At 71.8% G+C, this 24,414-nt stretch carries 21 protein-coding genes; 8 read left to right on the plus strand and 13 right to left on the minus strand.

The features are described from left to right. Positions 1-67 precede the first annotated feature (67 nt). Entirely contained in the window at positions 68-1,906 is a 1,839-nt protein-coding gene (gene ilvD, locus F5972_RS19985) for a dihydroxy-acid dehydratase (RefSeq protein ID WP_150935123.1), read from the plus strand. A gap of 109 nt (positions 1,907-2,015) precedes the next feature. Here ilvD and pip read toward each other — a convergent pair whose 3' ends face one another. Next, on the minus strand, positions 2,016-2,975 hold the full coding sequence (gene pip / locus F5972_RS19990) for a prolyl aminopeptidase (RefSeq protein WP_150935124.1): 960 nt from the start codon (positions 2,973-2,975) through the stop codon (positions 2,016-2,018). Positions 2,976-3,139: 164 nt separating this feature from the next. On the opposite strand from pip, the gene F5972_RS19995 reads away from it, so the two are divergent. Beyond that, the gene (locus F5972_RS19995; RefSeq protein WP_150935125.1) at positions 3,140-3,634 is read left to right on the plus strand and encodes a helix-turn-helix transcriptional regulator; all 495 of its coding nucleotides are present in this window, start codon (positions 3,140-3,142) and stop codon (positions 3,632-3,634) included. Between the two features lie 84 nt (positions 3,635-3,718). Here F5972_RS19995 and F5972_RS20000 read toward each other — a convergent pair whose 3' ends face one another. The 4 genes from F5972_RS20000 to F5972_RS20015 form a co-directional block, all read right to left on the minus strand. Then, on the minus strand, positions 3,719-5,494 hold the full coding sequence (locus F5972_RS20000; protein ID WP_150935126.1) for an alpha/beta hydrolase domain-containing protein: 1,776 nt from the start codon (positions 5,492-5,494) through the stop codon (positions 3,719-3,721). A gap of 273 nt (positions 5,495-5,767) precedes the next feature. Then, positions 5,768-5,986, minus strand: coding sequence for an FmdB family zinc ribbon protein (locus tag F5972_RS20005; protein ID WP_150935127.1), 219 nt, complete (start codon positions 5,984-5,986; stop codon positions 5,768-5,770). Between the two features lie 37 nt (positions 5,987-6,023). Continuing rightward, positions 6,024-6,842, minus strand: a complete 819-nt coding sequence (locus F5972_RS20010; RefSeq protein WP_150935128.1) for a GNAT family N-acetyltransferase — start codon at positions 6,840-6,842, stop codon at positions 6,024-6,026. 7 nt (positions 6,843-6,849) lie between these two features. Next, positions 6,850-7,359 carry an HNH endonuclease gene (locus F5972_RS20015; RefSeq protein WP_150935129.1) on the minus strand — a complete coding sequence of 170 codons (510 nt, stop codon included), beginning with the start codon at positions 7,357-7,359 and terminating at the stop codon, positions 6,850-6,852. 301 nt (positions 7,360-7,660) lie between these two features. On the opposite strand from F5972_RS20015, the gene F5972_RS20020 reads away from it, so the two are divergent. Further along, entirely contained in the window at positions 7,661-9,724 is a 2,064-nt protein-coding gene (locus F5972_RS20020) for a prolyl oligopeptidase family serine peptidase (RefSeq protein ID WP_150935130.1), read from the plus strand. Here F5972_RS20020 and purU read toward each other — a convergent pair. Beyond that, positions 9,721-10,569, minus strand: coding sequence for a formyltetrahydrofolate deformylase (gene purU / locus F5972_RS20025; protein ID WP_150935131.1), 849 nt, complete (start codon positions 10,567-10,569; stop codon positions 9,721-9,723). The two genes, F5972_RS20020 and purU, sit on opposite strands and share 4 nt — an antisense overlap. A 74-nt stretch (positions 10,570-10,643) precedes the next feature. Here purU and F5972_RS20030 point away from each other — a divergent pair, with 74 nt between their 5' ends. Continuing rightward, the gene (locus F5972_RS20030; RefSeq protein ID WP_150935132.1) at positions 10,644-11,105 is read left to right on the plus strand and encodes an NUDIX hydrolase; all 462 of its coding nucleotides are present in this window, start codon (positions 10,644-10,646) and stop codon (positions 11,103-11,105) included. Between the two features lie 23 nt (positions 11,106-11,128). On the opposite strand, the gene F5972_RS20035 is transcribed toward F5972_RS20030, so the two are convergent. The 3 genes from F5972_RS20035 to F5972_RS20045 form a co-directional block, all read right to left on the minus strand. Then, a complete protein-coding gene (locus tag F5972_RS20035; protein ID WP_150935133.1) occupies positions 11,129-13,132 on the minus strand; it encodes a tetratricopeptide repeat protein in 2,004 nt (667 codons plus the stop codon). Positions 13,133-13,283: 151 nt separating this feature from the next. Beyond that, a complete protein-coding gene (locus tag F5972_RS20040; protein WP_225311673.1) occupies positions 13,284-13,850 on the minus strand; it encodes a GNAT family N-acetyltransferase in 567 nt (188 codons plus the stop codon). A gap of 9 nt (positions 13,851-13,859) precedes the next feature. After that, positions 13,860-15,455, minus strand: a complete 1,596-nt coding sequence (locus tag F5972_RS20045) for an XRE family transcriptional regulator (RefSeq protein WP_150935134.1) — start codon at positions 15,453-15,455, stop codon at positions 13,860-13,862. Between the two features lie 331 nt (positions 15,456-15,786). Here F5972_RS20045 and F5972_RS20050 point away from each other — a divergent pair, with 331 nt between their 5' ends. The 4 genes from F5972_RS20050 (at position 15,787) to F5972_RS20065 (ending at position 19,325) form a co-directional block, all read left to right on the plus strand. Beyond that, the gene (locus tag F5972_RS20050; RefSeq protein WP_150935135.1) at positions 15,787-16,047 is read left to right on the plus strand and encodes a hypothetical protein; all 261 of its coding nucleotides are present in this window, start codon (positions 15,787-15,789) and stop codon (positions 16,045-16,047) included. 262 nt (positions 16,048-16,309) lie between these two features. Next, positions 16,310-17,326: a mechanosensitive ion channel family protein gene (locus F5972_RS20055; RefSeq protein WP_225311674.1), complete on the plus strand. Its 1,017-nt coding sequence runs from the start codon at positions 16,310-16,312 to the stop codon at positions 17,324-17,326. 34 nt (positions 17,327-17,360) lie between these two features. Next, complete coding sequence (locus F5972_RS20060; RefSeq protein ID WP_150935137.1) at positions 17,361-17,744, plus strand: globin; 384 nt, start codon at positions 17,361-17,363, stop codon at positions 17,742-17,744. Positions 17,745-17,774: 30 nt separating this feature from the next. Further along, a complete protein-coding gene (locus F5972_RS20065; protein ID WP_150935138.1) occupies positions 17,775-19,325 on the plus strand; it encodes a glycoside hydrolase family 13 protein in 1,551 nt (516 codons plus the stop codon). Between the two features lie 175 nt (positions 19,326-19,500). Here F5972_RS20065 and F5972_RS20070 read toward each other — a convergent pair whose 3' ends face one another. The 4 genes from F5972_RS20070 to F5972_RS20085 form a co-directional block, all read right to left on the minus strand. After that, positions 19,501-19,932, minus strand: a complete 432-nt coding sequence (locus F5972_RS20070; RefSeq protein ID WP_225311675.1) for an acyl-CoA thioesterase — start codon at positions 19,930-19,932, stop codon at positions 19,501-19,503. 111 nt (positions 19,933-20,043) lie between these two features. Beyond that, the gene (gene ettA / locus F5972_RS20075; protein WP_150935139.1) at positions 20,044-21,708 is read right to left on the minus strand and encodes an energy-dependent translational throttle protein EttA; all 1,665 of its coding nucleotides are present in this window, start codon (positions 21,706-21,708) and stop codon (positions 20,044-20,046) included. A 10-nt stretch (positions 21,709-21,718) separates the two neighbouring features. Continuing rightward, entirely contained in the window at positions 21,719-23,020 is a 1,302-nt protein-coding gene (locus F5972_RS20080) for a GGDEF domain-containing protein (protein WP_150935140.1), read from the minus strand. Positions 23,021-23,511: 491 nt separating this feature from the next. Next, complete coding sequence (locus tag F5972_RS20085) at positions 23,512-24,345, minus strand: single-stranded DNA-binding protein (RefSeq protein WP_150935141.1); 834 nt, start codon at positions 24,343-24,345, stop codon at positions 23,512-23,514. Positions 24,346-24,414: the final 69 nt, after the last annotated feature.

A 24,414-nucleotide genomic window follows, 5' to 3' on the forward strand; every position in this document is an offset into this window, starting at 1 on the left:
GGTCTCGGCAACCGGGCACTGGCCGTACCATTTGAAGACTCAGACGTCTCCAGATGGGGGTCCCTCGATGCCCGCTCTCAGGTCCCGCACTGTCACCCACGGCAGGAACATGGCCGGCGCCCGCGCGCTGCTCAGGGCCACGGGCGTAGCGGGCAGCGACCTCGGCAAGCCGATCGTCGCCGTGGCCAACAGCTTCACCCAGTTCGTGCCCGGCCACGTGCACCTGCGCGAGGTCGCCGAGGTGGTGGCGGGCGCGGTCCGCGAGGCGGGCGCGATCCCGCGTGAGTTCAACACGATCGCCGTGGACGACGGCATCGCGATGGGCCACGGCGGCATGCTCTACTCGCTGCCGTCCCGCGAGCTCATCGCCGACGCGGTGGAGTACATGGTCAACGCCCACTGCGCCGACGCGCTGGTCTGCGTCTCCAACTGCGACAAGATCACCCCCGGGATGCTGCTCGCCGCCTTGCGGCTCAACATCCCCACGATCTTCGTGTCCGGCGGCCCGATGGAGGCCGGCAAGGTCCCGGGCCGCAAGCTCGACCTGATCGACCCGATGATCGCCTCCGCCGACGAGAGCGTGTCGGACGCCGACCTGCTGGAGCTGGAGGAGAACGCCTGCCCGACCTGCGGGTCCTGCAGCGGCATGTTCACCGCCAACTCGATGAACTGCCTGGCCGAGGCGATCGGCCTGGCCCTGCCCGGCAACGGCACCACGCTGGCGACCCACACGGCCCGCAAGGCCCTGTTCGAGAACGCCGGCCGGGGGATCGTCGATCTCGCCCGGCGTTACTACGAGGAGGACGACGAGTCGGTCCTGCCCCGGAGCATCGCCACCCGCGAGGCCTTCGAGAACGCCATGGCGCTCGACGTCGCCATGGGCGGATCGACCAACACGATCCTCCACATCCTGGCCGCCGCGCGTGAGGCGGGCGTCGACTTCGGGCTCAAGGAGATCAACGAGCTGTCGCTGCGGGTGCCGTGCCTGTGCAAGGTCGCCCCCGCGACGGCCAAGTACCACGTCGAGGACGTGCACCGGGCGGGTGGCATCCCCGGCATCCTCGGCGAGCTGGACCGGGCCGGCCTGATCCACCGCGACCTGCCGACCGTGTCCTCTCCCTCCATGGCCGAGTACATCGCCAAGTGGGACCCGAAGTCTCCGGAGGCCACCGAGGAGGCCCTGGAGCTGTGGCACGCGGCGCCCGGCAACGTGCGGACCGTCAAGGCGTACTCCCAGAGCGCCCGCTGGGACTCCCTCGACCTCGACCGCGCCGAGGGCTGCATCCGCGACCTCGACCACGCCTACACCCGGGACGGCGGCCTCGCCGTGCTGTACGGGAACCTCGCCCAGGACGGCTGCGTCGTCAAGACGGCCGGGGTGGACGAGTCGATCTGGCGCTTCTCCGGCCCCGCCGTGGTGTTCGAGTCGCAGGAGGACGCCGTCGAGGGCATCCTCGGCAACCGGGTGAAGCCCGGTGACGTGGTCGTCATCCGCTACGAGGGCCCCAAGGGCGGCCCCGGCATGCAGGAGATGCTCTACCCGACGAGCTTCCTCAAGGGCCGCGGCCTGGGCAAGGCGTGCGCCCTGGTCACCGACGGCCGCTTCTCCGGCGGCACGTCCGGCCTGTCCATCGGCCACGCCTCCCCCGAGGCGGCCGAGGGCGGCACGATGGCCCTGGTCGAGGACGGCGACGTCATCGAGATCGACATCCCGGGCCGCTCGATCGAGCTCAAAGTGGCCGACGACGTGCTGGCCGCCCGCCGCGAGCGGCTGCTGGCCGACCTCGGCGGCTACCGGCCGCGCGACCGGCACCGGCCGGTCTCGGCCGCCCTGCAGGCGTACGCCGCGCTGACCACCTCCGCCTCGACCGGTGCCTCCCGCGACCTGACCCAGCTGTCGCGGTAACCACGACACCGTCACCGGGCCCGCGCGCCCCGCTTCCCGGCGGGGTCGCGGGCCCGGCCGCGTTCTGGGCGTCGGTCGTCGGCCGGGCGGCGGGACTGGATGCCGGTCGTCAGCCGGGCGGCGGGGCCCCGAAGCGGTCCAGCGCCGCCCGGATCTCCCGGCGCATCGCGTCGCTGCCGGTGTGGCCCGAGTCGTCCACCACGACGAGACGCGCGTCCGGCCAGGCCCCGGCCAGCTGCCAGGCGGTCTCCAGCGGCGCGCCGAGGTCGAGGCGGCCGTGGACGAGCACTCCGGGAATGCCCGCCAGCCGGTGCGCGTCGCGGAGCAGGACGCCCTCCTCCAGCCAGGCGGCGTTCGAGAAGTAGTGGGCGCAGATCCTGACGAAGGCCTGCAGGGCCGGGGAGGGCCGGTCGCTGTAGGCGTTCGGCGCGCCGTTGACCTCGTGCGCGATCACCGCGTCCTCCCACGCCGTCCAGGCGTGCGCCGCCCTGGCCCGTACGTCCGGGTCGGGGTCGGACATCAACCGTGCGTACGCGGCGAGCAGGTCGCCGTCGCGCTCGTCCTCGGGGACCCCGGACCGGAAGCGCTGCCACTGCTCGGGGAGGAAACGGGCGACGCCCCGGTACAGCCAGTCGATCTCGGAGCGGCGGGTCATGGTGACACCGGCGAGGACGATCTCCGACACCCGCTCCGGGTGGGCCTCGGCGTAGGCGAGGATGAGCGTGGAACCCCAGGACCCGCCGTAGAGCAGCCACCGGTCGACGCCGAGGTGCTCGCGCAGCCGCTCCATGTCGGCGACGAGGTGGTGGGTGGTGTTGGTCGTGAGGTCGGTCGCCGGGTCGCTCGCGTGGGGCAGGCTCCGGCCGCAGTTGCGCTGGTCGAAGAGGATGATCCGGTAGCGGCCGGGGTCGAAGGCCCGGCGCTGGCGGGGTGTGCAGCCCGAGCCGGGACCCCCGTGCACGACGAGCGCGGGCTTGCCCTCGGGGTTCCCGCAGACCTCCCAGTAGACGAGGTGCCCGTCGCCGGTGTCCAGGTGCCCGTGGTCGTAGGGCTCGATCGGAGGATGCACGACCGAGAAACTACCGTCGGCGGCCCGGGCCGGAAAGCCATTTAGGCGGTCCGCGGCGGCGGGCGAAAGGGTCAGGAGAAGGTGGCCGTATGGTCAGGCGAACCTGTCCACGCTTCCGAGCACCCGTTCGGGAAAATGTCAGTCCTGATGATTATTGTCAGACTATGGCCAACGTCATTCGGCACACGCTGACCGCCGAGGAACTCGCCGCCCTCGCCCTGTCCCTCGCTCACCTCGGAGCCGGCCCCCAGTCGGTCACCGCCCGGCGCGGCCTGCGCCACGCGTTCCAGCACCTCGACCTGGACGACGACGTCATCGCCACGACCCTCACCACGCTGACGACCCCGCTCCCCACCGACGTCGCCCGGCGGGTACGGGCGGTGGCGGGCGCGATCACCGCCCGTCTGGTGATCCGAATCCAATATCACGACGCCGGGGGCCGGTTGTCGGTCCGCGACGTCGAGCCGGTGACCTGCATGGTCCACGGCGAGTTCTGGTACCTGGTCGGCTGGTGCCGCCTCAGGCGGTCGATCAGGGCGTTCCGCTTCGACCGGATCCTGGCGGTCGAGCCGACCGACCTGCCGGCCCGCGCGCACCTGCCGCAGCGTTACCTGCCGTTCCAGCGCCGGCCCCGGGTGAGGCGCCCGACGGCCGCCTGACCCGTCCGGCTCCTCGCCTCGAACCGTGTCGCCTGATCCTCCGGCCCGGACTACCGGCTCAGGGCCGGAGGATCAGGGACATGTCTAGTGGCCCTTGGGCTGGTCCAGCTTCCGGGCCTCGGTGAGGAGGTCGGCAAGCGCCTGGGTCACCCGCACCACGCCGTCCCGCGCCGCGGCGTCCGTGATCTGCTTGCCCGCCCGCTCGGCGAGCTGCCGCAGGTGGGCGATCGCGGGAGGCTCGTCTCCGGCGAGGCCGGCCCGTTCGGCGTGCCGGAGGCGATCTTCCAATGTCGCCCCGACGGCCTCGGTGACGGCGCCGGAGGCGACGTACTCGCCGATGAGGTCGCGGATGTCGGAGTACCAGGCGGGATCGCGGACGAACGACCGCGAGATGTACCCGGCTCTGACGTCGGCGAGCGTCGTCGCCACCACCTTGTCGGCGTACGACCGCGGGGCCGGGTAGAGCTGGGCGAGTTGCGCACCGGTCAGCGGGAGTGAGCTGCCGTCGAGGAAGCAGAAGCCCGGGCCGGTGTTGGTGCCGGTGTTGATCCGCAGCGGCGCCTCCTGCTGTGCGAGGCGGATGCCGCCGAGCGCGAGGCCGAGAGAGTCGCGGGCGATCGCGGGCGGAACCGCGTCGGTCATCTGGATCTTGGGTGCCGCCGGAGGCAGCACGCCGTAGGCGATCCAGGCGAGCGTGTGGTCGTACGCCGCGTTCTGCACCATGTGCTGGGGGATGCGGGACAGCGAGGGCAGCGCGCACGTCTGCGGCTCACCCGGATAGCCACCGGGATAGCTGCCGATGTCCCGCTTGCGCAGCGGGCCGTAGTCCCGGATGAGCTTCCAGTCGCCGTGCGACGCCCCGGCCACCTCCCAGCTGCGCAGGATCGCCGAGTCGGCCTGGGCACGGGCGGCCGCCGGCAGGATGCCGCCGCTCACGTCGCCCTCGGAGTTGACGCGGAACACCGGCGTCGGCAGGTCGGTGCGGAGCACGCCCCCACCGCCGTGCAGCACGACCGCGTCGAGCACGTTCGCGAGCGGCTGGACCGCGTTGTAGTAGTTCGCCAGACGGCCGGCCGACTGCGAGTGGCCGGTCGCGATCACGTAGCGCGGCCGGGGAAGCTCGCCGAGCGGTCCCTTCCGGCCGGTGGAGCCGCGGACGGCCTTCACGGCCTGGCTGAAGATGTCGTAGGACAGGCTGTCGTCGTTGACCGTCCCGCCCGCGGTCACGTCCAGCGTCCCGTAGCGGGCCGGGCTCCACGCCCTGAGCCCGGTCGCGGAGTGCACTCCGGCGCGCTGCGCGGAGACGCCGACCCAGGCGTACCCCTCCCGGATCAGGTGCTCGTGGGACTGGAACCAGTCGACCTCCTGGTCCCACTGGTTGCTCACGTTGTACCACTCGGCGATCACGACGCCGTTGAACGCGCGGGCGTCGGCCGGGCGGCGCACGACGAGGCGGGTGCGGTACGGGTTGCCGGTGCTGACCACGGTCGCGGTGCCGGTGCCGCGCGTCGCGTAACTCGTCGCCGTGCCGGAGACGAAGAACTCCTGCTCGACGTAGCCCGCCGATCTGAGGTCGACGTCGGTGGCGAGGAACGGATACCCGTGCTGGGGGCTCCCGACCGGAGAGGTGTTCGCGATCGGTCCCGTGAGCACCGGGTTCGCGACGTTCTCGCCGGTCGCCGTGGACGGGCGGGGCGCGGCGGGGCCGCCCGCGGGAGGACCGCCGTGAGGACCGCCAGGTGGCCCGCCGGGGCCCGTCGCGCTCGCCGGAGCGCAGAGGGGGATGGTCAGCGCGCCGGCGAGGCCGAGCGCGACCAGGCTTCTGCGGACGTTCCGAAGAGGAGGAAGGAGGGCAGGCAAGAACGTCACCTCGCTGAGAGAGAGGCTGCGCGGGCGGAGCGCCCGCGCCGGGGGTGTCTCTGAGGCAGAGACTAACTTCCGGGAAAGTCGAAAGATAGTCTTGCTTAACACAGACTTTATGTTGGACAGTCAAAAGTCCGCCATGTCGTGGACAAAGATGGATCGACAGACTCCTGTGCGCTCTCCGGCCCGTAGAACGCGGACGGCCCGCAGGCGTGCACAGCACACACCTGCGGGCCGTCCGGGCCGCCGGGACTCAAGTCCGGCTCGGGGCTATCCCCCGCAGCACCCTCCACCACAGCAGCCGCCGCCCGCGGGGCGGGCGGCGGCGGGGGCCCCGGACGCCTTGCCGGTGACCGCGACGGTGGACAGCAGCTTCACGGTGTCGTCGTGGCCGGAGGGGCAGGCCGCCGGGTCGCCGGCCTCGGCCATGGGGCGGTTGAGCTCGAACGTCGATCCGCACGCGCGGCAACGGTAGTCATAGCGAGGCATGCGTCCAGGGTACGGCCGATCCGCGGCGGCGGGCGCCTCACTCGAAGTGGACGGTGACGTAGTCGGCGATGGGCCGGTAGCCGAGCCGCTGGTAGACGGAGTTCGACGTCGGGTTGCCCAGGTCGGTGAACAACAGCACCTCGGTGGCTCCCTCGTCGAGTGCCTTCCTGGTGGCCGCGTGGGTGACGGCGCTGCCGTACCCACGGCCGCGTAGCTCGGGCGGGGTGTAGACGGGCCCGATGCGGGACATGCCGGCGATCGGGGCCGACACCCCGGCGATCGACACCGGCCGGTCGTCGTCCTCCCACCACAGCAGTTCGTCCCGGTTGAGGCGGGCGGCGACGACCGGGGTGGGATCGGCGGTGCGCTCGACGTGCGCCTCCGCCTGGAACTCGCGGAAGAACCGTACGGCGAGCGGCAGGTCGTCCGGCCCGGCGATCCTCGGCTTTCCCTTCGCGGAAGGGGGCCGCAGGGCGCCGAGCCGGTAGAGGCGCTGCGCCGTACGGCCGGTCGCCGGGCGCCACCACGCCCCGGCGAAGGTCTCCGCGGCGTCGACCGGACCGGTCACGCCCGCGATCTCCCGGTCCCGCTCGATGAGCGCGGCCACCAGCGCGGGGAGCGCGCCGGACGGCACGTCCCCGAGCACCAGGGGACGCGGCGGCGTGTGGCTGAAGGCGCCGGCGACCTCGCCCTCCTCGCCGGTCAGCCAGCCCATGAGGAGGTCGTCGGCGAACTGGCCGGTGCGGATCCCGCGCAGCACGGTCAGCATGACCGTGTTGCGGACGGGATCGCGCAACAGCCAGGGCTCCGCCGCCGCGGCGTACTCCTCCACCCCGGAGGTGATCGTCCACGTCATGACGCTGTTACGCCGCCGTCTCCACCAGGTAGGGCGCCCACTGCGGATCGCCGTCGAGCTGCGCGCCGATGAGCCGCCAGTGCGCGCCGTGCGGCACCGCCGGGGCCACGCGCAGCGCCCACCCCAGCTCCTCCAGCAGCCGGTCGGCCTTGCGGTGGTTGCACGGCATGCACGAGGCGACGCAGTTCTCCCAGGTGTGGGGGCCTCCCTTGGAGCGCGGGATCACGTGGTCGATCGTCTCGGCCCGCTGGCCGCAGTAGGCGCAGCGGAAGTTGTCCCGTCTCATCAGCGCGGCCCGGGTGAGCGGGATGCGCGTCCGGTACGGGATGCGGACGTAGCGCCGCAGCCGGATCACCGAGGGGACGTCGAGCGTGCGGGTGGCCGATCGGAGCACCGCTCCCCGGCCGTCCCGGTGGACGACGTCCGCCTTCTCTCTCAGCACCAGGATGACCGCCCGGTGCAGGGAGAGTGTGGTCAGCGGCTCGTACGTGGCGTTCAAAAGCAGGACTTGGCGCATCAGCCGACCTCCGCAGCAGCCTCGGCTGTGCGCCTGGGTTGTGGCCCCGCTGGCTGGGACCCGGATGCTTCCGTCACAGGGACCTCCGCCGGACGGCCCAGCGGATCGTCACCACGGCACCGCCCTTCACCAAAGTGTGGCCTTCTCGGCGGCCCCTCCGCCACCCCATAACCGGGGTCGATGAGGTGAACGACGGGAACGCCTGCTGGTTCTATGCCCAGCCGATCATCCCTTTACTCCAGTCTTGGCCGGGTACGGACTATGTACCGCCCCAGTCCCCCACCTGATTTAAAGTGCCAGAATGAGCCGACCGCAGTACCCGTCCGCCCGCCGTGACGACATCGTCGACGACCTCCACGGAACGCCGGTTCCCGATCCCTACCGCTGGCTGGAGGATTCGGACGCCCCGGAGGTCAAGGAGTGGCTGGACGCGCAGGAGACCCTGTTCCGGTCCGCCGAGCTGGAGGGGCGCGACCACTTCCGCGACCGGGTGGCGGAGCTGCTGCGGTCGGGATCGGTCGGCACGCCGTCCTGGCGCGGCGGGCGCCGCTTCTTCACCCGCCGCTTCCCCGAGCAGGAGCACCCGGTCCTGTACGTCGCGGACGAGGCCGGCGAGCGCGTCCTGCTCGACCCCACGGTCCTCGATCCCTCGGGGCTGACCACCCTCGACTCCTTCCAGCCGAGCAAGGAGGGCGACCGGCTCGCGTACCAGATCTCCGTGGGCGGCGACGAGGAGTCGCGCCTGTACGTCGTCGACGTGGCGACCGGAGAGCGGGTCGAGGGGCCGATCGACCGCTGCCGCTACTCCCCCGTCGCCTGGATCCCCGGCGGCGAGGCGTACTACTACGTGCGCAGGCTCGCGCCGTCGGAGGTCCCGGCCGGTGAGGAGCAGTACCACCGGCGGATCTACCTGCACCGCGTCGGCACGTCCCCCGACGACGACGTGATGATCTTCGGCGAGGGCCTGGAGAAGACCAACTACTACGGGGTGTCGGTCTCCCTCGACGGCCGCCGGCTGTCGATCTCCGCCTCGCGCGGCACGGCGCCGCGCAACGACCTGTGGGTGGCCGACCTCGCCGCGTCCTCGCCGGAGGCGCCGGAACTGGTCGCCGTACAGCAGGACGTCGACGCCCAGACCGGGCTCCACTTCGGCCGCGACGGCCGGCTCTACGTCTTCACCGACCTCGGCGCGCCGCGCGGCCGCGTCTGCGTCACCTCACCGGACACCCCCGGCCCGGAGCACTGGCGCGACCTGGTCCCCGAGGACCCGGAGGCGGTGCTGTCCGACTTCGCGATCCTCGACGACATGCCCGAGCCCGTCCTGCTCGTCGGCTGGACGCGCCACGCGATCGGCGAGATCTCCCTCCACGCCCTGGAGAGCGGCGAGCGGATCGGCGACGTCCCCCTGCCGGGGCTGGGGTCCGTCGGCGGGATCCTGGAACGCCCCGAGGGCGGGCACGAGGCCTGGTTCAGCTACACCGACGACATCACCCCCACCGCGATCTTCCGGTACGACGCGCTCACCGGCGAGACGACGCTCTGGGAGGCGCCCCCGGGCTCGGTGGAGGTGCCCGAGGCGACGACCGAGCAGGTCGTCTACCGGTCCAAGGACGGCACCGAGGTGCGCATGCTGGTCACCTCGCGCCCCGGCTCCGGGCCGCGTCCCACGATCCTGTACGGCTACGGCGGCTTCGGCGTGCCGATGAACCCCGGCTTCTCGGCCACCACCCTCGCCTGGGTCGAGGCGGGCGGCGTCTACGCCGTCGCCCAGCTGCGCGGCGGCGGCGAGGAGGGCGAGCAGTGGCACCGGGACGGGATGCTGGGCAAGAAGCAGAACGTCTTCGACGACCTGCACGCCGCCGCCGAGCACCTCATCGCCACCGGAGTGACCAGCCAGGACCGGCTCGCCATCTCCGGCGGCTCCAACGGCGGCCTGCTCGTCGGCGCCGCGCTCACCCAGCGCCCCGACCTGTACGCGGCCGTCGTCTGCTCGGCGCCCCTGCTCGACATGATCCGCTACGAGAGGTTCGGGCTCGGGGCGACCTGGAACGTCGAGTTCGGCTCGGCCGACGTGCCGGAGGAGTTCGCCTGGCTGTGGAGCTACTCGCCGTACCACCACGTGCGGGAGGGGGTGTCGTACCCGGCCACGCTGTTCGCGGTGTTCGGCTCCGACACCCGGGTCCACCCTCTGCACGCCTGGAAGATGGCCGCGGCCCTGCAGCACGCCCAGGCGGGCGAGCGGCCGATCCTGCTGCGTAACGAGACCGAGGTCGGGCACGGCGCCAGGGCCGTGAGCAGGTCGGTCGAGCTCGTGGCCGACCAGCTCGCGTTCCTGGCCCGGCACACCGGTCTGAAGCTGTCCTAACGCGGGAAGATGACGGTCTTGTGGCCGTCCAGCAGCACGCGGTGCTCCGCGTGCCAGCGGACGGCCCGGGCCAGCGCCTGGCATTCGAGGTCGCGGCCGATCGCGGCGAGGTCCTCCGGGGAGTGGGTGTGGTTCACCCGGGCGACCTCCTGCTCGATGATCGGCCCCTCGTCCAGGACGGGCGTCACGTAGTGCGCCGTGGCGCCGATCAGCTTCACCCCGCGCGAGTACGCCTGGTGGTACGGCTTGGCGCCCTTGAAGGACGGCAGGAACGAGTGGTGAATGTTGATCATCCGGCCCGCGAGCTTGGCGCACATCTCCTCGGAGAGCACCTGCATGTAGCGCGCCAGCACGACCACGTCGGCCTGGTAGTGGTCGACGAGGGTGAGGATCTCCGCCTCCTGCCGCGGCTTGGTCTCCGGCGTGACCGGCAGGTGGTGGTAGTCCACCCCGTACGACTGGGTGAGCGGGCGCAGGTCGGGATGGTTGGACGCGACACCCGCGATCTCGATCGGCAGCAGGCCCGAGCGCACCCGGTAGAGCAGGTCGTTGAGGCAGTGGTCGAACCGGCTGACCAGCACCAGCGCCCGCGTGCGCACCGCGAGGTCGAAGAGCTGGAAGTCCATGGCGAACTCGGGGGCGAGCGCGGCGAACTCCGCCCGCAGCTCGTCGATCGCGGGCTCGCCGGCGAACTGCACCCGCATGAAGAACCGCTCCGCGACGGGGTCGCCGAACTGCTGGCTCTCGATGATGTTGCAGCCCCGGCGGGCCAGCAGCCCCGACACGGCCGCGACCACTCCGGGCCGGTCCGGGCAGGACAGGGTCAGCACGTAATCAGCGCTCATGCTCAGTCAGATCCTCAGAGGGAAGTCGGTACCGGGTTCCAGGGTAGGGGCAGTCACCCGGAAGGTGAGGGCACGTGGAGACGGCGACGACGGACGACCGGCCGGCAGCGCGGGTGGTGTGCGTGGACGACCGGTCGCGGGTGCTGCTGATGCGCTGGCACGACCCGCTCGCCGGCCGGACGTTCTGGGAGCCCCCGGGCGGCGGCATCGAGCCCGGCGAGTCGCCGCTCCAGGCGGCCCGCCGGGAGCTGTGGGAGGAGACCGGCCTGCCCGGCGACGCCGTACAGGACCGGTGGGTGCCGGTGCACCGGGACTTCCACTGGCTCGGCCGGCACTACGTGAAGACCGAGCGCTTCTATCTCGCCCGGTTCGGCGTGGCGCCGCCGGTGGCCTCGGCCGAGCTGACCGAGGAGGAGAGCGGCGCCCTCCTGGGCCTGGCCTGGCACGAGATCTCCGCCCTCTCCGCCCTGCCCGAGCCGCTCGACCCGCTGGAGCTGCCCGGGATCATCGACCGCCTGCTCGCGACCGCGCCCTGACCCGCCCGGCCGCGGGCCCGGGATCAGCTCTCCTTCTCATGGCGCTCCAGCGCCGCGCGTACGTCGGGGTCGCCGGGGGCGAGGGCCAGCGCGCGGCGGAGGTCGAGCAGCGCCTCGACGCGGCGGCCGAGCGCGTCCAGGGCGGTCGCGCGGTTGAAGTAGAGGGCGGCGTCCTCCCCCAGCTCGATCGCCCGGGTCAGGTCCTCCACCGCTCCCGGGACGTCGCCGGTCGCGAAGCGCAGGGTCGCCCGGTTGGCCCAGGCCGAGGCCAGGCCGGCGTCGGCGGTCAGCGCCGCGTCGAACGCGAGCCCCGCCTCGGCGTACCGTCCGGCCGCCGTCTCGAGCTGCCCCAGCACGCCGTGCAGGTGCGCGTTGCCGGGGTCCAGGGCCAGCCCCGCCTCCACGTCCCGCCGGGCGGCCTCGTGCTCGCCGAGCATCTCCAGGATCCCGGCCCGGTTGACGTACGCGTCGAGCCAGCCGGGGTCGAGATCGAGCACGTGACCGAGGTCGGCCCGCGCGCCGTCCAGGTCTCCGGCGGCGAGGCGCAGCTCCGCCCGGTTGTAGTAGGCCTCGGGCAGCGGCGGGCTGACCCGCATCGCGGTCTCGTAGTCGGCCAGCGCCGCCTCGGTCCGCCCCATCTCCAGCAGCAGGTTTCCCCTGTCCAGGTAGTGGTCGGGGAAGGCCGGGTCGATCCCGACGGCGGCGTCGAAGTCGGCCAGCGCCTCCCGCCGGCGGCCCAGGCGCGCGAGGAGCTGCGCGCGGTTGGCGTGCAGGACCATCCGGTGCTGGGGGTGGGCGTCCGGCGGGAGGTCGCGCCGGGCCAGGTCGAGGGCCGACTCGACCAGGCCGAGCGCCTCGTGGAGCCGCCCCTCGCGCAGCTCGACGAGCGCCCGGCCGTTCTGGTCGAAGCCGAGCTTGAACGCCCGCTCCCGCCGGTCGGGCAGCAGCGTCGAGATCGCGATCGCCTCGTTGATCCACGCCCTGGCCCTCGGCAGGTCGCGTCGCGCCGGGTCGCGTTCCCGGGCGTCCAGCATCGCCGTGCCGTACGCCGCGGCGGCGTGCACGACCGGATCGACGCTGACCCTCCGCGCCTGGTCGTACAGCTCCTGCGCCTGCTCGCGCCGCCCCAGCCCGGCCAGCGCCGTCGCGGTGCGATGGACGAAGCGCCACCACGGTTCGGACCCCGGCTCGCAGAGCCGCAGCCCGCGCGAGCCCAGCTCCACGACCGCGTGCAGGAAGCCCTCGGCGACGCAGTGGTCCACCGCCGCCCACAGCGCCCGCGTGGCGGCGTCCGGGTCGCCGCCGTGCTCCAGGTGGTACGGCACCGCGCCGAGGGCGCTCTCCGCCGACTCGGCGCCGGCGCCGAGCTCGGCCGCCCTCAGGTCGTGCCGTCGCGCCCGCTCCTCCGCCGTCAGCGACAGGTACGCCCGGTAGGCGCGAGGGTCGTCGGAGGTGCAGTCAGAGGCCAGGTAGTCGTCCGGCGGCCCGTCCAGGGGCCGCGCCTCCACCGGCCGCATGCCCTCCCACGCCGGCTCGGCGGAGCCCAGGGCGAGAGTGAGATCCGGCACCCGGCGGGCCAGCACGCCCAGCAGCTCACGGTCCGCCGGATCGGCCTCGTGCAGGTTGTCCGCCAGCAGCGTGCGCGGCCCGGCGAGGTGGTCGCGGACGAACTCCGCGATCCCGTTGGCGATCCTGAGCGTACGGCGCGGCGCGGGCACGAGGATCCGTTCGTCCTCGGGCAGGCGGGCCTCGATGGTCTGGCGGCGGGCCGGCACCAGCGGGCGCAGGCTGGGCGCGACCGCGCGGATCTCGATGTCGTGGTCCGCCACCAGGCCCGGGGAACGCTCCAGGGCGGCAGGAACGATGGCGCGCAGGAGCGCGCCGCCGATCGTGTACGGACCGCGCAGCCTGCGGTGCCCGTTGACGACGGGCGCCAGAGGGGGCGGCGTCCCCAGTGTGCGGAGCGCCGCCACGCGGTCCCGGGCGAGGTCCCCCCGGACCCAGATGTGGTTCGGGCGGCGCCTCACCCCTTGTGAATGACGCTCGACGTGCCGCTGAGCTTCGTCGTTCCCGGTTTGCGGATAATGATCTTCTTCATCATGCCTCTTTCCCCACTCTTGTGGACAAGGCACAAGTATTCGCAGCGATCAGCTATCCGCCAAGAGATGTAACCATTATCTATCGCGGGAAAAGCGGGGAAACGACGGCGCTCAGCTGCTTCTCTATATAAATCACGACATTGTCGCCTCGGGCTTCGCGCCGCAACTCGCGCCATCCGGATTTGCGGTAGAGCGTCAGCGCCGCGACCTGCCGCAGTGTCGTGTCGCCGCGCAGGGTGGAGTAGCCGAGGCTGCGGGCACGCTCCTCGAGCGCCTCCGTCATCCGCGTGCCGTAACCACGCCGCTGGTGGTCGGGGTGGACCCGGAGCCGGCACATCTCGGCCGTGTGGCCGTCGATGCGCCGCAGGCCCCCCATGGCGACGATCCCCGCCGGGGCCACCTCTCCGACGAGGAAGTCACCCCCGGCGGCCAGGTAGACCTCGGTGATCCGGGGGAAGTCGTCGTCGTAGTAGACGCCGTCCCCCGGCACGACGCCCACCTGGGCCAGGCCGATCTGGTGCAGGGACCACACGGCGTCGAGGTCCGGCCACCGGTACCGCCGGATCCGCAGCGGGGCGGCCTCGCTCTCACCGGCTCCCCGGAGGGCGTCCCGCTCCAGATCACCCGCCGACGCTTCTTCTGCCACTCATCCTCCTCACCCGACGTCCTTGATCAGGTCCTTGGGGATGCCCACCCGGCTCTCCGCGAGCATCTCCCGGAACTGCTTGAGCTCGGGCGAGTCGCCGTGCTTGGCCCGCACCGCCTTCTCCAGGTCGTATCCGGGCTTGAGCAGGAGGTCGGTCCGGTGGTCCTTGTCGACCAACTCGATCGCGGCCCGGCCCAGCTGGAGCGCGGCCTCGACGTCGCCCTCGATCAGCCGGCACAGCGCCCGGTCGAACCGGATCAGGGTCTGGTCGAGCAGGTCCTCGTCCGAATAGTGGGAGAGCGCCTTCTCCAGGATCACGTCGGCCTCCACCGTCTGCCCCAGCCTCACCAGGACGTCGCCCTGGTAGAAGTAGAGCTGCCGCTCGGTGTAACCGAAGGCCGGGTCCTCCCGGTCGCTGGCGTTCATCTGCGAGAAGGCCGCCCTGGCCCGGTGCAGGGCCCGCTTGGCCTCCTCCACCACGTCGTGCCGCGATCCGCCGAGGCCGGCGATCTTCGCCAGCGCCCTCGCCTCGACCACCGGCGCCATGGTCCGTGCCGCGCACGGCGTCGTGCCGGCCAGGTCGCGGCTCTTCTTGGCGAGCGTCAGCGCCTCACGGGGGTCTCCGTAGTAGAGCGGGACCAGCGACTCCCGGGCGGTCACCCAGGCGCGCAGGGCGCGGTCGCCGGTCTCGTCGGCCGCCATCCGCCCGGTGCGGAAGAACGAGCGGGCCAGCCGCTGGTCGCCCAAGTCGATCATGAGCATGCCGGACAGCCCGGCGAGCTGCGCGGACATCCGGCACAGCCGCTCCTGCATCTCGACGGGCTGGCGGTGGTTCAGCGCCTTGCGCACGGCGGCGAACTCCAGCATCACGTCGCAGAGCAGCCGTACCGGCGGGGTGTTCATGTACTGCCGGCCGAACCCCGAAGTGGCCTGCTCCCACTGGTCGAGCATCGCCGGGGAGACGGTGGCCGCCACCATCGTCTCGTCCATCCGCCGCCGGAGATTCTCCACGGCGCCGAGCACCTCTTCGTTGAGCTCGTTCAGGCCGGCCGCGCTCACGGTGCCGCCGGCAAGGAGCCTCAACAGCGTCCTCCTCAGCACGTTCTCGTCCTCCTCGCCCCCGTCCAACGAAGGGGTGCAGTTGTCCGGCGAGGCCGGCGACGCCGGCCCCGCCCACGGAGCGGGTGAATTGCGTGGTTTGTTGTCTTCGAAGGAAGCGTCCACGAGGATCTCGTGCCCGTGGCCGCATATGCACGGGCCGTCGTAGCCCAGGGCGAGCGGCTCGACGTGGTAGACCAAGCACAGATAGTGGAGGTATTCCGGGCCGGGCCGCTTCATGCCCGACTCGTACGCGGACAGTAGCGTCTCGCCGATGCCGGGCACCGACTTTCCGTCCCTCTTGAAGAGGGCGCGCACCTGCTCGATCACGTCGGCCAGCGCCACACCGTGCGAGAGACGGTGGGCCTTGACCCGCGTCGTGCCGAACCGCTGCCCGCAGGCATCGTAGATCTGCCCGGCGATCTGGGCCAGGGTGTACCCGGCGGCCAGGCCCTGCGCCCGGACCTTGCGCGCGATCTCCGTCTCCCTGAGTTGCCTGCCGGACATCCCGGCCCCTCTCTCGTGGCCCGGCCGCACTCGCAGCCGCGTGTTTGACCGATCCCGAATCAGTCACGGAGGGTGACTCGCCCGTCGCACTCCGCCCACACCATAATGATGGAACACCCTTTGCGAGGCCAAGTCCCCAAGTGGAACAGATTGACTAAGGATCGTCTCCCGGCGGGGGTTTTCTTTCACCCGGCAGGGGTTTTCCTCCACCGCTCTTCTTGACCCGGCGTTGACCCGGGCCAGTCAGTGGGCCATCTTGGGCGCACCAGAGTGAGCGAGTGAAAACGCAAAGTACACAATCCGCCGGGAACGAAATGAAGGAGGACTGGCGGTGGGGAACGAGGATTTCCTGCGCCTGGAGCGTCTGGTGGCCGAACTCGACGCGCGGGGCCTGCTCGCGCGAGTCGTACACACCCCTTCGGGCCGCGCCTACGTGCGGGTCATCAACCCCGCCGCGACCAGCCTCACGGAGAACGTCGTCTGCCGGGCGGCGGACTACTGGTGGTCCTGGGGCGAGCGGATGCACCACGCGGACGACCCCGCCGGAGCGGCGTCAAAGGTCGCCCGCGTGCTCGCCGCCGTGAGCGAGTAGCCGCACCGACCACCGTCCGGCCCCGCCGAGGCAGGCGGGGCGGGGCGGTCACCGAGGGGATCCCCTCCCGGAGAACGGCGCCGGGCGCGCTTCCGGGTGCGTGCCCACGCCTTGCCGTGCCGTCACCGGAGCGTGTCTGTCCGCCCCCGCGGCGCCGGACGCGTTCCCGTCCCCCCGGCGATGTGACGGAGGCCGGATCTGTCGGCAGTATTGACTTCGTTCAACCGCTGCCGTCGATCCGATCCGTGGGGGGATCCACCTCGTGTTGCCGTTGTCGCCCGCGACGCCCAGTCCAGAGCCGAGCCCGACCCTGCCCGACCCGGACGTGATCGCGGCCAAGGTGGCGGCGGCGTGCGAGAAGAGCGAGGGCGTCTTCTGCACGGTGCTCAACAGCGCCTTCCCGGACCGGGACTTCCCCGCCTGGGTCCAGCTCGTGGCCGGCGTCGTGGACGTGCTCGTGCTGGTCGTACTGATCCTGGCCGGGACGCTGATCGTCCGGAAGGTGGCGCTCCGGCTGATCACCCGGCTCACCGTGCGGGCGAGCGTCGGCGTGCTGCCGGAGCGGCTGCGCGGCAAGGCGGTGCTGACGAGCGTGGACGCCGCGGCGGCGATCATGACCGAGCGCCGCAGGGCGCGCGCCGAGACCATGGGCTCGGTGCTGCGGAGCCTCGCGTCCGTCGTGATCCTGGGCACCGGGGCGCTGATGATATTCGCGAAGCTCGGGATACCGATCACGCCACTGCTCACCAGCGTCGGGATCATCGGTGTGGCGCTCGGCTTCGGCGCGCAGGAGCTGGTCAAGGACTTCATCGCCGGCATGTTCATGCTCCTGGAGGACCAGTACGGCGTGGGTGACGTGATCGACACCGGAGTGGCCACCGGCACCGTGGAGGCCGTCACGCTCCGCATCACCCGGCTGCGCGACGCCGACGGCAAGGTCTGGTACGTCCGCAACGGCACGATCACCCGGATCGGCAACGAGTCGCAGGGCTGGTCGAGGGCCCTGGTGGACGTGCCCGTTCCGTACGCGGCCGACATCGCGACGGTGCGCGACCTGCTCAAGAAGCTCGCCGACGACATGTGGGACGACCCGGAGTACCGCGACCTGGTGATCGTCGAGGAGCCGCAGGTCTTCGGGCTGGAGTCGGTGTCCGGCACGTCCGTGATCTTCCGGGTCAGCGTGAAGACCGTGCCGGCCCGGCACCTGGAGGTCGCCCGTGAGCTGCGGCTGCGGGTGAAGAAGACCTTCGACGAGAAGGGCATCGCCTTCGCCGCCTGACCTTACCGATCGACAACTGGCTTAGGCTGAAACCGTGACCAGCGAGCAGACCCTGTCCTTCTACGAGGTGGTCGGCGGCGAGGACGCCTTCCGGCGCCTCGTGCACCGGTTCTACGAAGGTGTGGCCGAAGACCCCCTGCTGCGTCCGCTCTACCCCGAGGAGGACCTCACCGGGGCCGAGGAGCGGCTGCGCCTGTTCCTCATCCAGTACTGGGGAGGTCCGAAGACCTACAGCGAGCAGCGCGGCCATCCCCGGCTGCGGATGCGGCACATGCCGTTCGTGATCGGCGAGGCCGAGCGGGACGCCTGGCTGCGCCACATGGGCGACGCCGTGCGCTCCCTCGAACTGCCGCCGGAGCGGGAGAAGCAGCTGTGGGACTACCTCGTCTACGCCGCCCACAGCCTGGTCAACGCATAAGCAACGCGGGCAGCGGGCAGCCCATGTGTCATGGAAAAAACCCCCTGGTGGCGTGATGCCGTCGTCTACGAGATCTACGTCCGCAGCTTCGCCGACGCCTCCGGCGACGGTACGGGTGACCTGGCGGGAATCCGGGACCGCCTGCCGTACCTCGCCGAACTCGGCGTCGACGCGATCTGGCTGACCCCCTTCTATCCCTCTCCCATGGCCGACGGCGGCTACGACGTGGCCGACTACCGCGACGTCGACGCGTTGTTCGGGACGCTGGCCGACTTCGACGACCTGGTCGCCGACGCGCACGCGCACGGACTGCGGCTGATGGTGGACATCGTGCCCAACCACAGCTCCTCCGCCCACCCGTGGTTCCAGAAGGCGCTGGCGGCCCCCAGAGGCTCGCAGGAGCGCGAGCGGTACATGTTCCGGGAGGGCGGCCCCGAGGGCACCGGCGGCGGCCACGGCGAGCCCAACAACTGGATGTCCACCTTCGGCGGCCCGGCCTGGACACAGGTGCCCGACGGGCAGTGGTACCTCCACCTCTTCGCGCCGGAGCAGCCCGACTTCAACTGGCGCAACCCCGAGGTGCGCGAGGAGTTCCTCGACATCCTGCGGTTCTGGCTGGACCGCGGCGTGGACGGCTTCCGCATCGACGTGGCGATGGGGCTGATCAAGGCGGAAGGGCTGCCCGACACCGATCCGGGGTTCACCGCCAAGTCGCCCATCTGGAGCCGGCCGGAGGTGCACGACGTCTACCGCGACTGGCGGCGGGTGCTCGACTCCTACCCCGGCACCCGCGTCGCCGTCGGCGAGGTCTGGACCGACTCCGCCGAGGACCTCGCGCTGTACGTGCGGCCGGACGAACTGCACCAGAGCTTCAACTTCGCCTGGCTGGAGGCTCCCTGGTCGGCCACGGCGTTCCGCAAGGTCATCGACGACACCCTCGTCGCCGTGGCCTCGCCGACCTGGGTGCTGTCCAACCACGACGTCGTACGGCACGTCACCCGCTATGGGCAGGGGTCGCTCGACCCCGGGGCCGGCCTCGCGCGGGGGCGTGCGGCGCTGCTGGCCATGCTCGCCCTCCCCGGCTCCGCGTACCTCTACCAGGGCGAGGAACTCGGGCTCCCCGAGGTGACCGACCTGCCGCCCGAGTCGCGGCAGGACCCGATCTTCGCGCGCTCGAACGGCGAGGTGCCGGGCCGGGACGGCTGCCGGGTGCCGATCCCGTGGTCGGGCACCGAGCCGCCGTACGGCTTCGGGCCGGGCGGGTCGTGGCTGCCGCAGCCCGCGGACTGGGCAGACCTCACGGCCGAACGGCAGGCCGCCGACCCGGCGTCCACGCTGTGGTTCTACCGGCAGGCGCTGCGGACGCGCCGGGAACTGCGCGGCACGCTGCCGGACGCGATCACGTGGCTGGACTCACCCGAGGAGACGCTGTTCTTCCAGCGAGGACGGCTGCTCTGCGTGGTCAACTGCGGCGAGGGCGCGGTCCCGCTGCCGCCGCACGACCAGGTGCTGATCACCAGCAGCCCGCTCGACGGCACCGACCTCCCGCCCGACACCGCCGCCTGGCTGCTCACCGCCTGACCTGAGCGCGGCCCGCGTCCCCACTCCCCCGCCGTCCGACCGCCCGCCACGTGCGACCGACCGGCCGCCGGTTCTCCGCGGCCGGTCCCAGGCGGGGCAGAGGCCGGTCCCAGGCGGGGCAGAGGCCGGTCCCAGGCGGGTCGCCGGAGAGGGCGGGGTCCGGGGCTCGGGGGGCTCAGGCGGGGGCGGAGAACCGGCGGAGGAAGGCGACCTCGTCCTCGCCGAGCCTGCGTGGCCACGCGGCAGCGGAGTCGTAGGCGACCAGGATCGTGCGCGCCTCGGCGTAGAGGGTCGCGTCGTCGCGGATCTCGTACGCCAGGGTGAACCGCGACCTGGAGATCTCGGTCACCCACACCTCGACGCGCACGGGGTCGGGGCGAAAGTTCAGCGGCCGCCGGTAGTCGATCTCCTGCCGGGCGACCACCAGGTCGAGCCGGTTGCCCTCGCCGTCGCGCGGGCGCTCCCACAGCATGGACACCCGCGCGTCTTCGAGGTAGTCGAAGAACCGGACGTTGTTGACGTGGCCGTAGCTGTCGATGTCGGCGAAGCGCACCTTGCGCTCGAAGACGTAACGGTGGGCATGCTCAGCGGGGCGCGGCTCGGTCACCCGTCAAAACTAGTGCCCCTGCTCACGAGGTTCGGCCGGGCGGCGCGGTGTCCACGGTGATGCCGCGAAGTCCCCCGCCGGGCACGGCGGGGGACGGGACGCGGGTCCTGGTCAGTCGCGGGTGAGCTTGCGGTAGGTGACGCGGTGCGGGCGGGCCGCCTCCGCGCCCAGGCGCTCGATCTTGTTCTTCTCGTAGTCGGCGTAGTTGCCCTCGAACCAGAACCAGTTCGAGCCCTCTTCCCACGCGAGGATGTGGGTCGCGATCCGGTCGAGGAACCACCGGTCGTGCGAGGTGATCACGGCGCAGCCCGGGAAGTCGAGCAGCGCGTTCTCCAGGCTGGAGAGGGTCTCGGTGTCGAGGTCGTTGGTGGGCTCGTCCAGCAGCAGCACGTTGCCGCCCTGCTTGAGCGTGAGCGCGAGGTTGAGGCGGTTGCGCTCGCCGCCGGACAGGATGCCCGCGAGCTTCTGCTGGTCGGGGCCCTTGAACCCGAACGCCGCGACGTACGCCCGGGACGGCATCTCGACGTTGCCGACCTTGATGTGGTCGAGCCCGTCGGAGACGACCTGCCAGACGTTCTTCGCGGGGTCGATGCCGGCCCTGCTCTGGTCCACGTACGAGATCTTGACGGTGTCACCGACGGTGATCGACCCGCTGTCGGGGTTCTCGGCACCGGTGATCATCCGGAACAGCGTGGTCTTGCCGACGCCGTTCGGGCCGATGATGCCGACGATGCCGTTGCGGGGCAGGTCGAAGGAGAGCTCGTCCATGAGCAGCCGGTCGGCGAAGCCCTTGCTCAGCTTCTCGGACCGGATGACCGTCGTGCCGAGGCGCGGGCCCGGCGGGATCTGGATCTCCTCGAAGTCGAGCTTGCGATACTTGTCGGCCTCGGCGGCCATCTCCTCGTAGCGCTGGAGACGGGCGCGGCTCTTGGTCTGCCGGGCGCGGGCGTTCGACCGCACCCACTGCAGTTCCTCCTCGAGGCGCTTCTTGCGCTTGACGTCCTTCTGCCCCTCGACCTTCAGACGCGCGGCCTTGGCCTCCAGGTAGGTGGAGTAGTTGCCCTCGTAGGGGAAGCAGCGGCCGCGGTCCAGCTCCAGGATCCAGTTCGCGACGTTGTCCAGGAAATAGCGGTCGTGGGTGACGGCCAGGACGGTGCCGGGGTACTTCTCCAGGTGCTGCTCCAGCCACTGCACGCTCTCGGCGTCGAGGTGGTTGGTGGGCTCGTCGAGCAGCAGCAGGTCGGGCTGTTCGAGCAGCAGCTTGCACAGCGCGACCCGGCGGCGCTCGCCACCGCTGAGCTGGGTGACGTCGGCGTCGGGCGGCGGGCAGCGCAGCGCGTCCATGGCCTGTTCGAGCTGGCTGTCGAGGTCCCACGCGTTCCGGTGGTCGAGGGCGTCCTGCAGGCGGCCCATCTCCTCCAGCAACGCGTCGCTGTAATCGGTGGCCATCTGCTCGGCGATCTCGTTGAACCGGTCGAGCATCGCCTTGGTCTCGGCCACGCCCTCCTCGACGTTGCCGAGCACCGTCTTGGCGTCGTTGAGCGGCGGCTCCTGCTGGAGGATGCCGACCGTGAAGCCGGGCATCAGCCGGGCCTCACCGTTGGACGGCTGCTCCAGCCCCGCCATCATCTTGAGCAGCGTGGACTTGCCCGTGCCGTTCGGGCCCAGGACGCCGATCTTGGCCCCCGGCAGGAACGACAGCGTGACGTCGTCGAGGACCACTTTGTCGCCGTGCGCCTTGCGCACGCGCTGCAACGTGTAGATGTACTCCGGCATGCCTTCAAGCCTAGGGGATCGCACCGGCAGCGCCGTCCGCGCTGCGGGGAGGAGGGGCCAGTGGGGCGGCGGGGAGGCAGATCCTGTCCCTGCCGAGCTCCTTGGCGCGGTAGAGGGCGAGGTCCGCCGCCGCGAGCAGCTCCAGCAGGTCCTCGCCGTGGATGTTCAGGATGGCGACCCCGGCGGAGACCGTGACCGTGACCGCCGCCTGCTCGGTGGGCACCGCCATGCGGCTCACCCGGACGCGCAGCCGTTCGGCCACCCGCCGCGCCTCGTGCACGTCGGCGCCCGGGAGCAGCACGACGAACTCCTCGCCGCCGAACCGGCCCACCACGTCGTACTCCCGCAGCTGCGTGCGGAGGGTGGCGGCCACCTCGGCGAGCACCTGGTCGCCGACCAGGTGGCCGTACGTGTCGTTGACCTTCTTGAAGTGGTCGATGTCGACCAGCACCAGCGCGAGCGGGTTCCCGGTCCGCTGCGCCCTGACGATCTCGGTGTCCGCCTCCCGCTGCCAGGCGGCCGCGTTCAGCAGGCCGGTCTTCGCGTCCGTCCGGGCCGCCGCCTGGAGCTGCGCGTGCAGCAGGCTCCGCTGGAGCAGCACGACGGGCGGCAGCACGAGCAGCAGCAGCGCGAGGTTGATCCCGCAGACGACGGCGACGAGCACGCCGAGGCACAGCTCGACGGCGTCGAGCAGGACGCGCTCGCGGTCCCACAGGACCTCGCCCCAGCGGCCCTCGGGATCGGACGCGTGCGCCGCGACCGCGATCAGCGCCGTGTTGAGCACGGTGAACAGCACCGCGCAGGCCGCGGCGACCAGGATCGGCCTGCCCTGCCCCGAGGACAGCCGCGCCGGCACGACCACCCAGTGATGGAAGGCCGTCGACGCGGCGCCCGCCGCGAGCCCGATCGCCGCCGCGCTGAACACCCGCCGGTAGAGCACGGTCGCCCGCACCCTGAGCTGGAGCAGGATCTGCATCGGGACGGGCGCCAGCAGGGCGTAGACCGGCGGAAGCAGGAACGCCGCCGGAAGCCACCAGGCCGACAGCAGGTCGCGGGACACGCCCGCGGGCATGCCGAGGCGGCGGGTGGCCTCGATGCAGACCGCGCCGCACAGCGTGAGCGCCCCGAACATGGCGAGGTCACAGGCATGGAAGACGGTCGCCCTGGCCAGCACCGCGACCAGGACGGTGTAGAACGCCAGAATCGCGCAGACATAGGACACGAGGGCGGGCGGCTGGGTCAGCAACGGCCAGCGGCTCCGGGAGCAGATGGCGCCGCGCGGCCTCGCCGAGGTCTGACCGGTTGCCGTCATCCCGCCCCCCAACGACGCCAAATCAGCATCTCACGATGTGTAACACAATAGTTGCGGAGTGTGCGACGCGCGACGGGAACCGCTCCCTTGGCACGGGGCCATCTGCATCCGATGGGCTGCGAGGGTCTCTGTGGCGATTTGCCCGGAGCCCGGCGCCCGGCGCCCGGAACTCGGCGCCCGGAACTCGGCGCCCGGCGACCTCCCGTGCCCCACGCCACCGCCCACGCGCCACCCCACGCCCAGCGCCGCACTCCCGTGACCAGCGGGTTCAGGCCCGCCAGGGGGCGTGGGGGCAGGGAGCCGTCCGCGTCGTCCCGCACCCCCAGGCGTCACCCATGCGCCGTCCCACACCCCGCCGGGAACTCCCGTGACCAGCGCGTTCAGGCTGCGAGGGCGCGTGGGAGCAGGGAGCCGTCCGCGTCGTCCCGCACCCCCAGGCGTCACCCATGCGCCGTCCCACACCCCGCCGGGAACTCCCGTGACCAGCGCGTTCAGGCTGCGAGGGCGCGTGGGAGCAGGGAGTCGTCCATGTCGTCGGCGTCGTCCGTGTCGTCGGCGTCGTCCGTGTCGTCGGCTTGCGGCCCCGCGCCGGACCCCGCGCTCGTGACGACGCCCGCGTCCCCCTCGGCACCAGGCTCGGTGCCGACCTCCGTGCCGACCTCCGTGCCGACCTCCGTGCCGACCTCCGTGCCGAGCCCTGCGTCGAGTTCCGCGCCCGCCGTCGGCACGCCGCGCTCCCCATAGGTGGCCCCGAGGGCGGGGCGCTCCGGCGGGGTCGTGCCCCGGCCTCCGACGAGGGCGTCGAAAGCCTCGTCGGCTTCGCCACCGTCGGCGGTGGGGGTGCCGGCGAAAGGGCCCCCGGGGGAAGGGGCGCCGGGGGCGGTGCGGCCGGTCAGCTCCCACTCCCTCGTGGCGTCCTCCATCGCCTGGCGGTCGTCGTCGCTGACCGCTCCGGCGGAGTAGGCGCGGATCGGCTTCTCGTAGGTGGTGATGCCCCACTTCAGGTCGTGGCCGACGGAACTCGCCTCGATCTCGGCCCAGAACCGCTGCTCGCCCTCCCGCTCGAACTGCTTGATCCGCAGCTTGCCGTACACCACGACCGGATGGCCCTTGCGGACCGACTGCTGGACGTTGTCGGCCAGCCCCCGGTAGCAGCGGACCACGTAGTAGGTGGTGTCCCTGGTCTGCCAGGTGTTGGTCTGCTGGTCGAGCACGCGCCGGTTGACGGCCATCCGCATGGACGTGACGCGCGAGCCGTCACGGAACCGGTACTGCCGTGGGTCGTCGGTGACGTTCCCGCTCAACGTGACGTAGATGTCGCTCATGGAAGTGCCTCTCCGGCCCGGTCACCCGCCGGGCTCGGATGACACCCTCGCCGGGACGGCCGTTCCCGT

The sequence above is a fragment of the Microbispora cellulosiformans genome (assembly GCF_008728085.1).
Classification (GTDB): domain Bacteria; phylum Actinomycetota; class Actinomycetes; order Streptosporangiales; family Streptosporangiaceae; genus Microbispora; species Microbispora amethystogenes.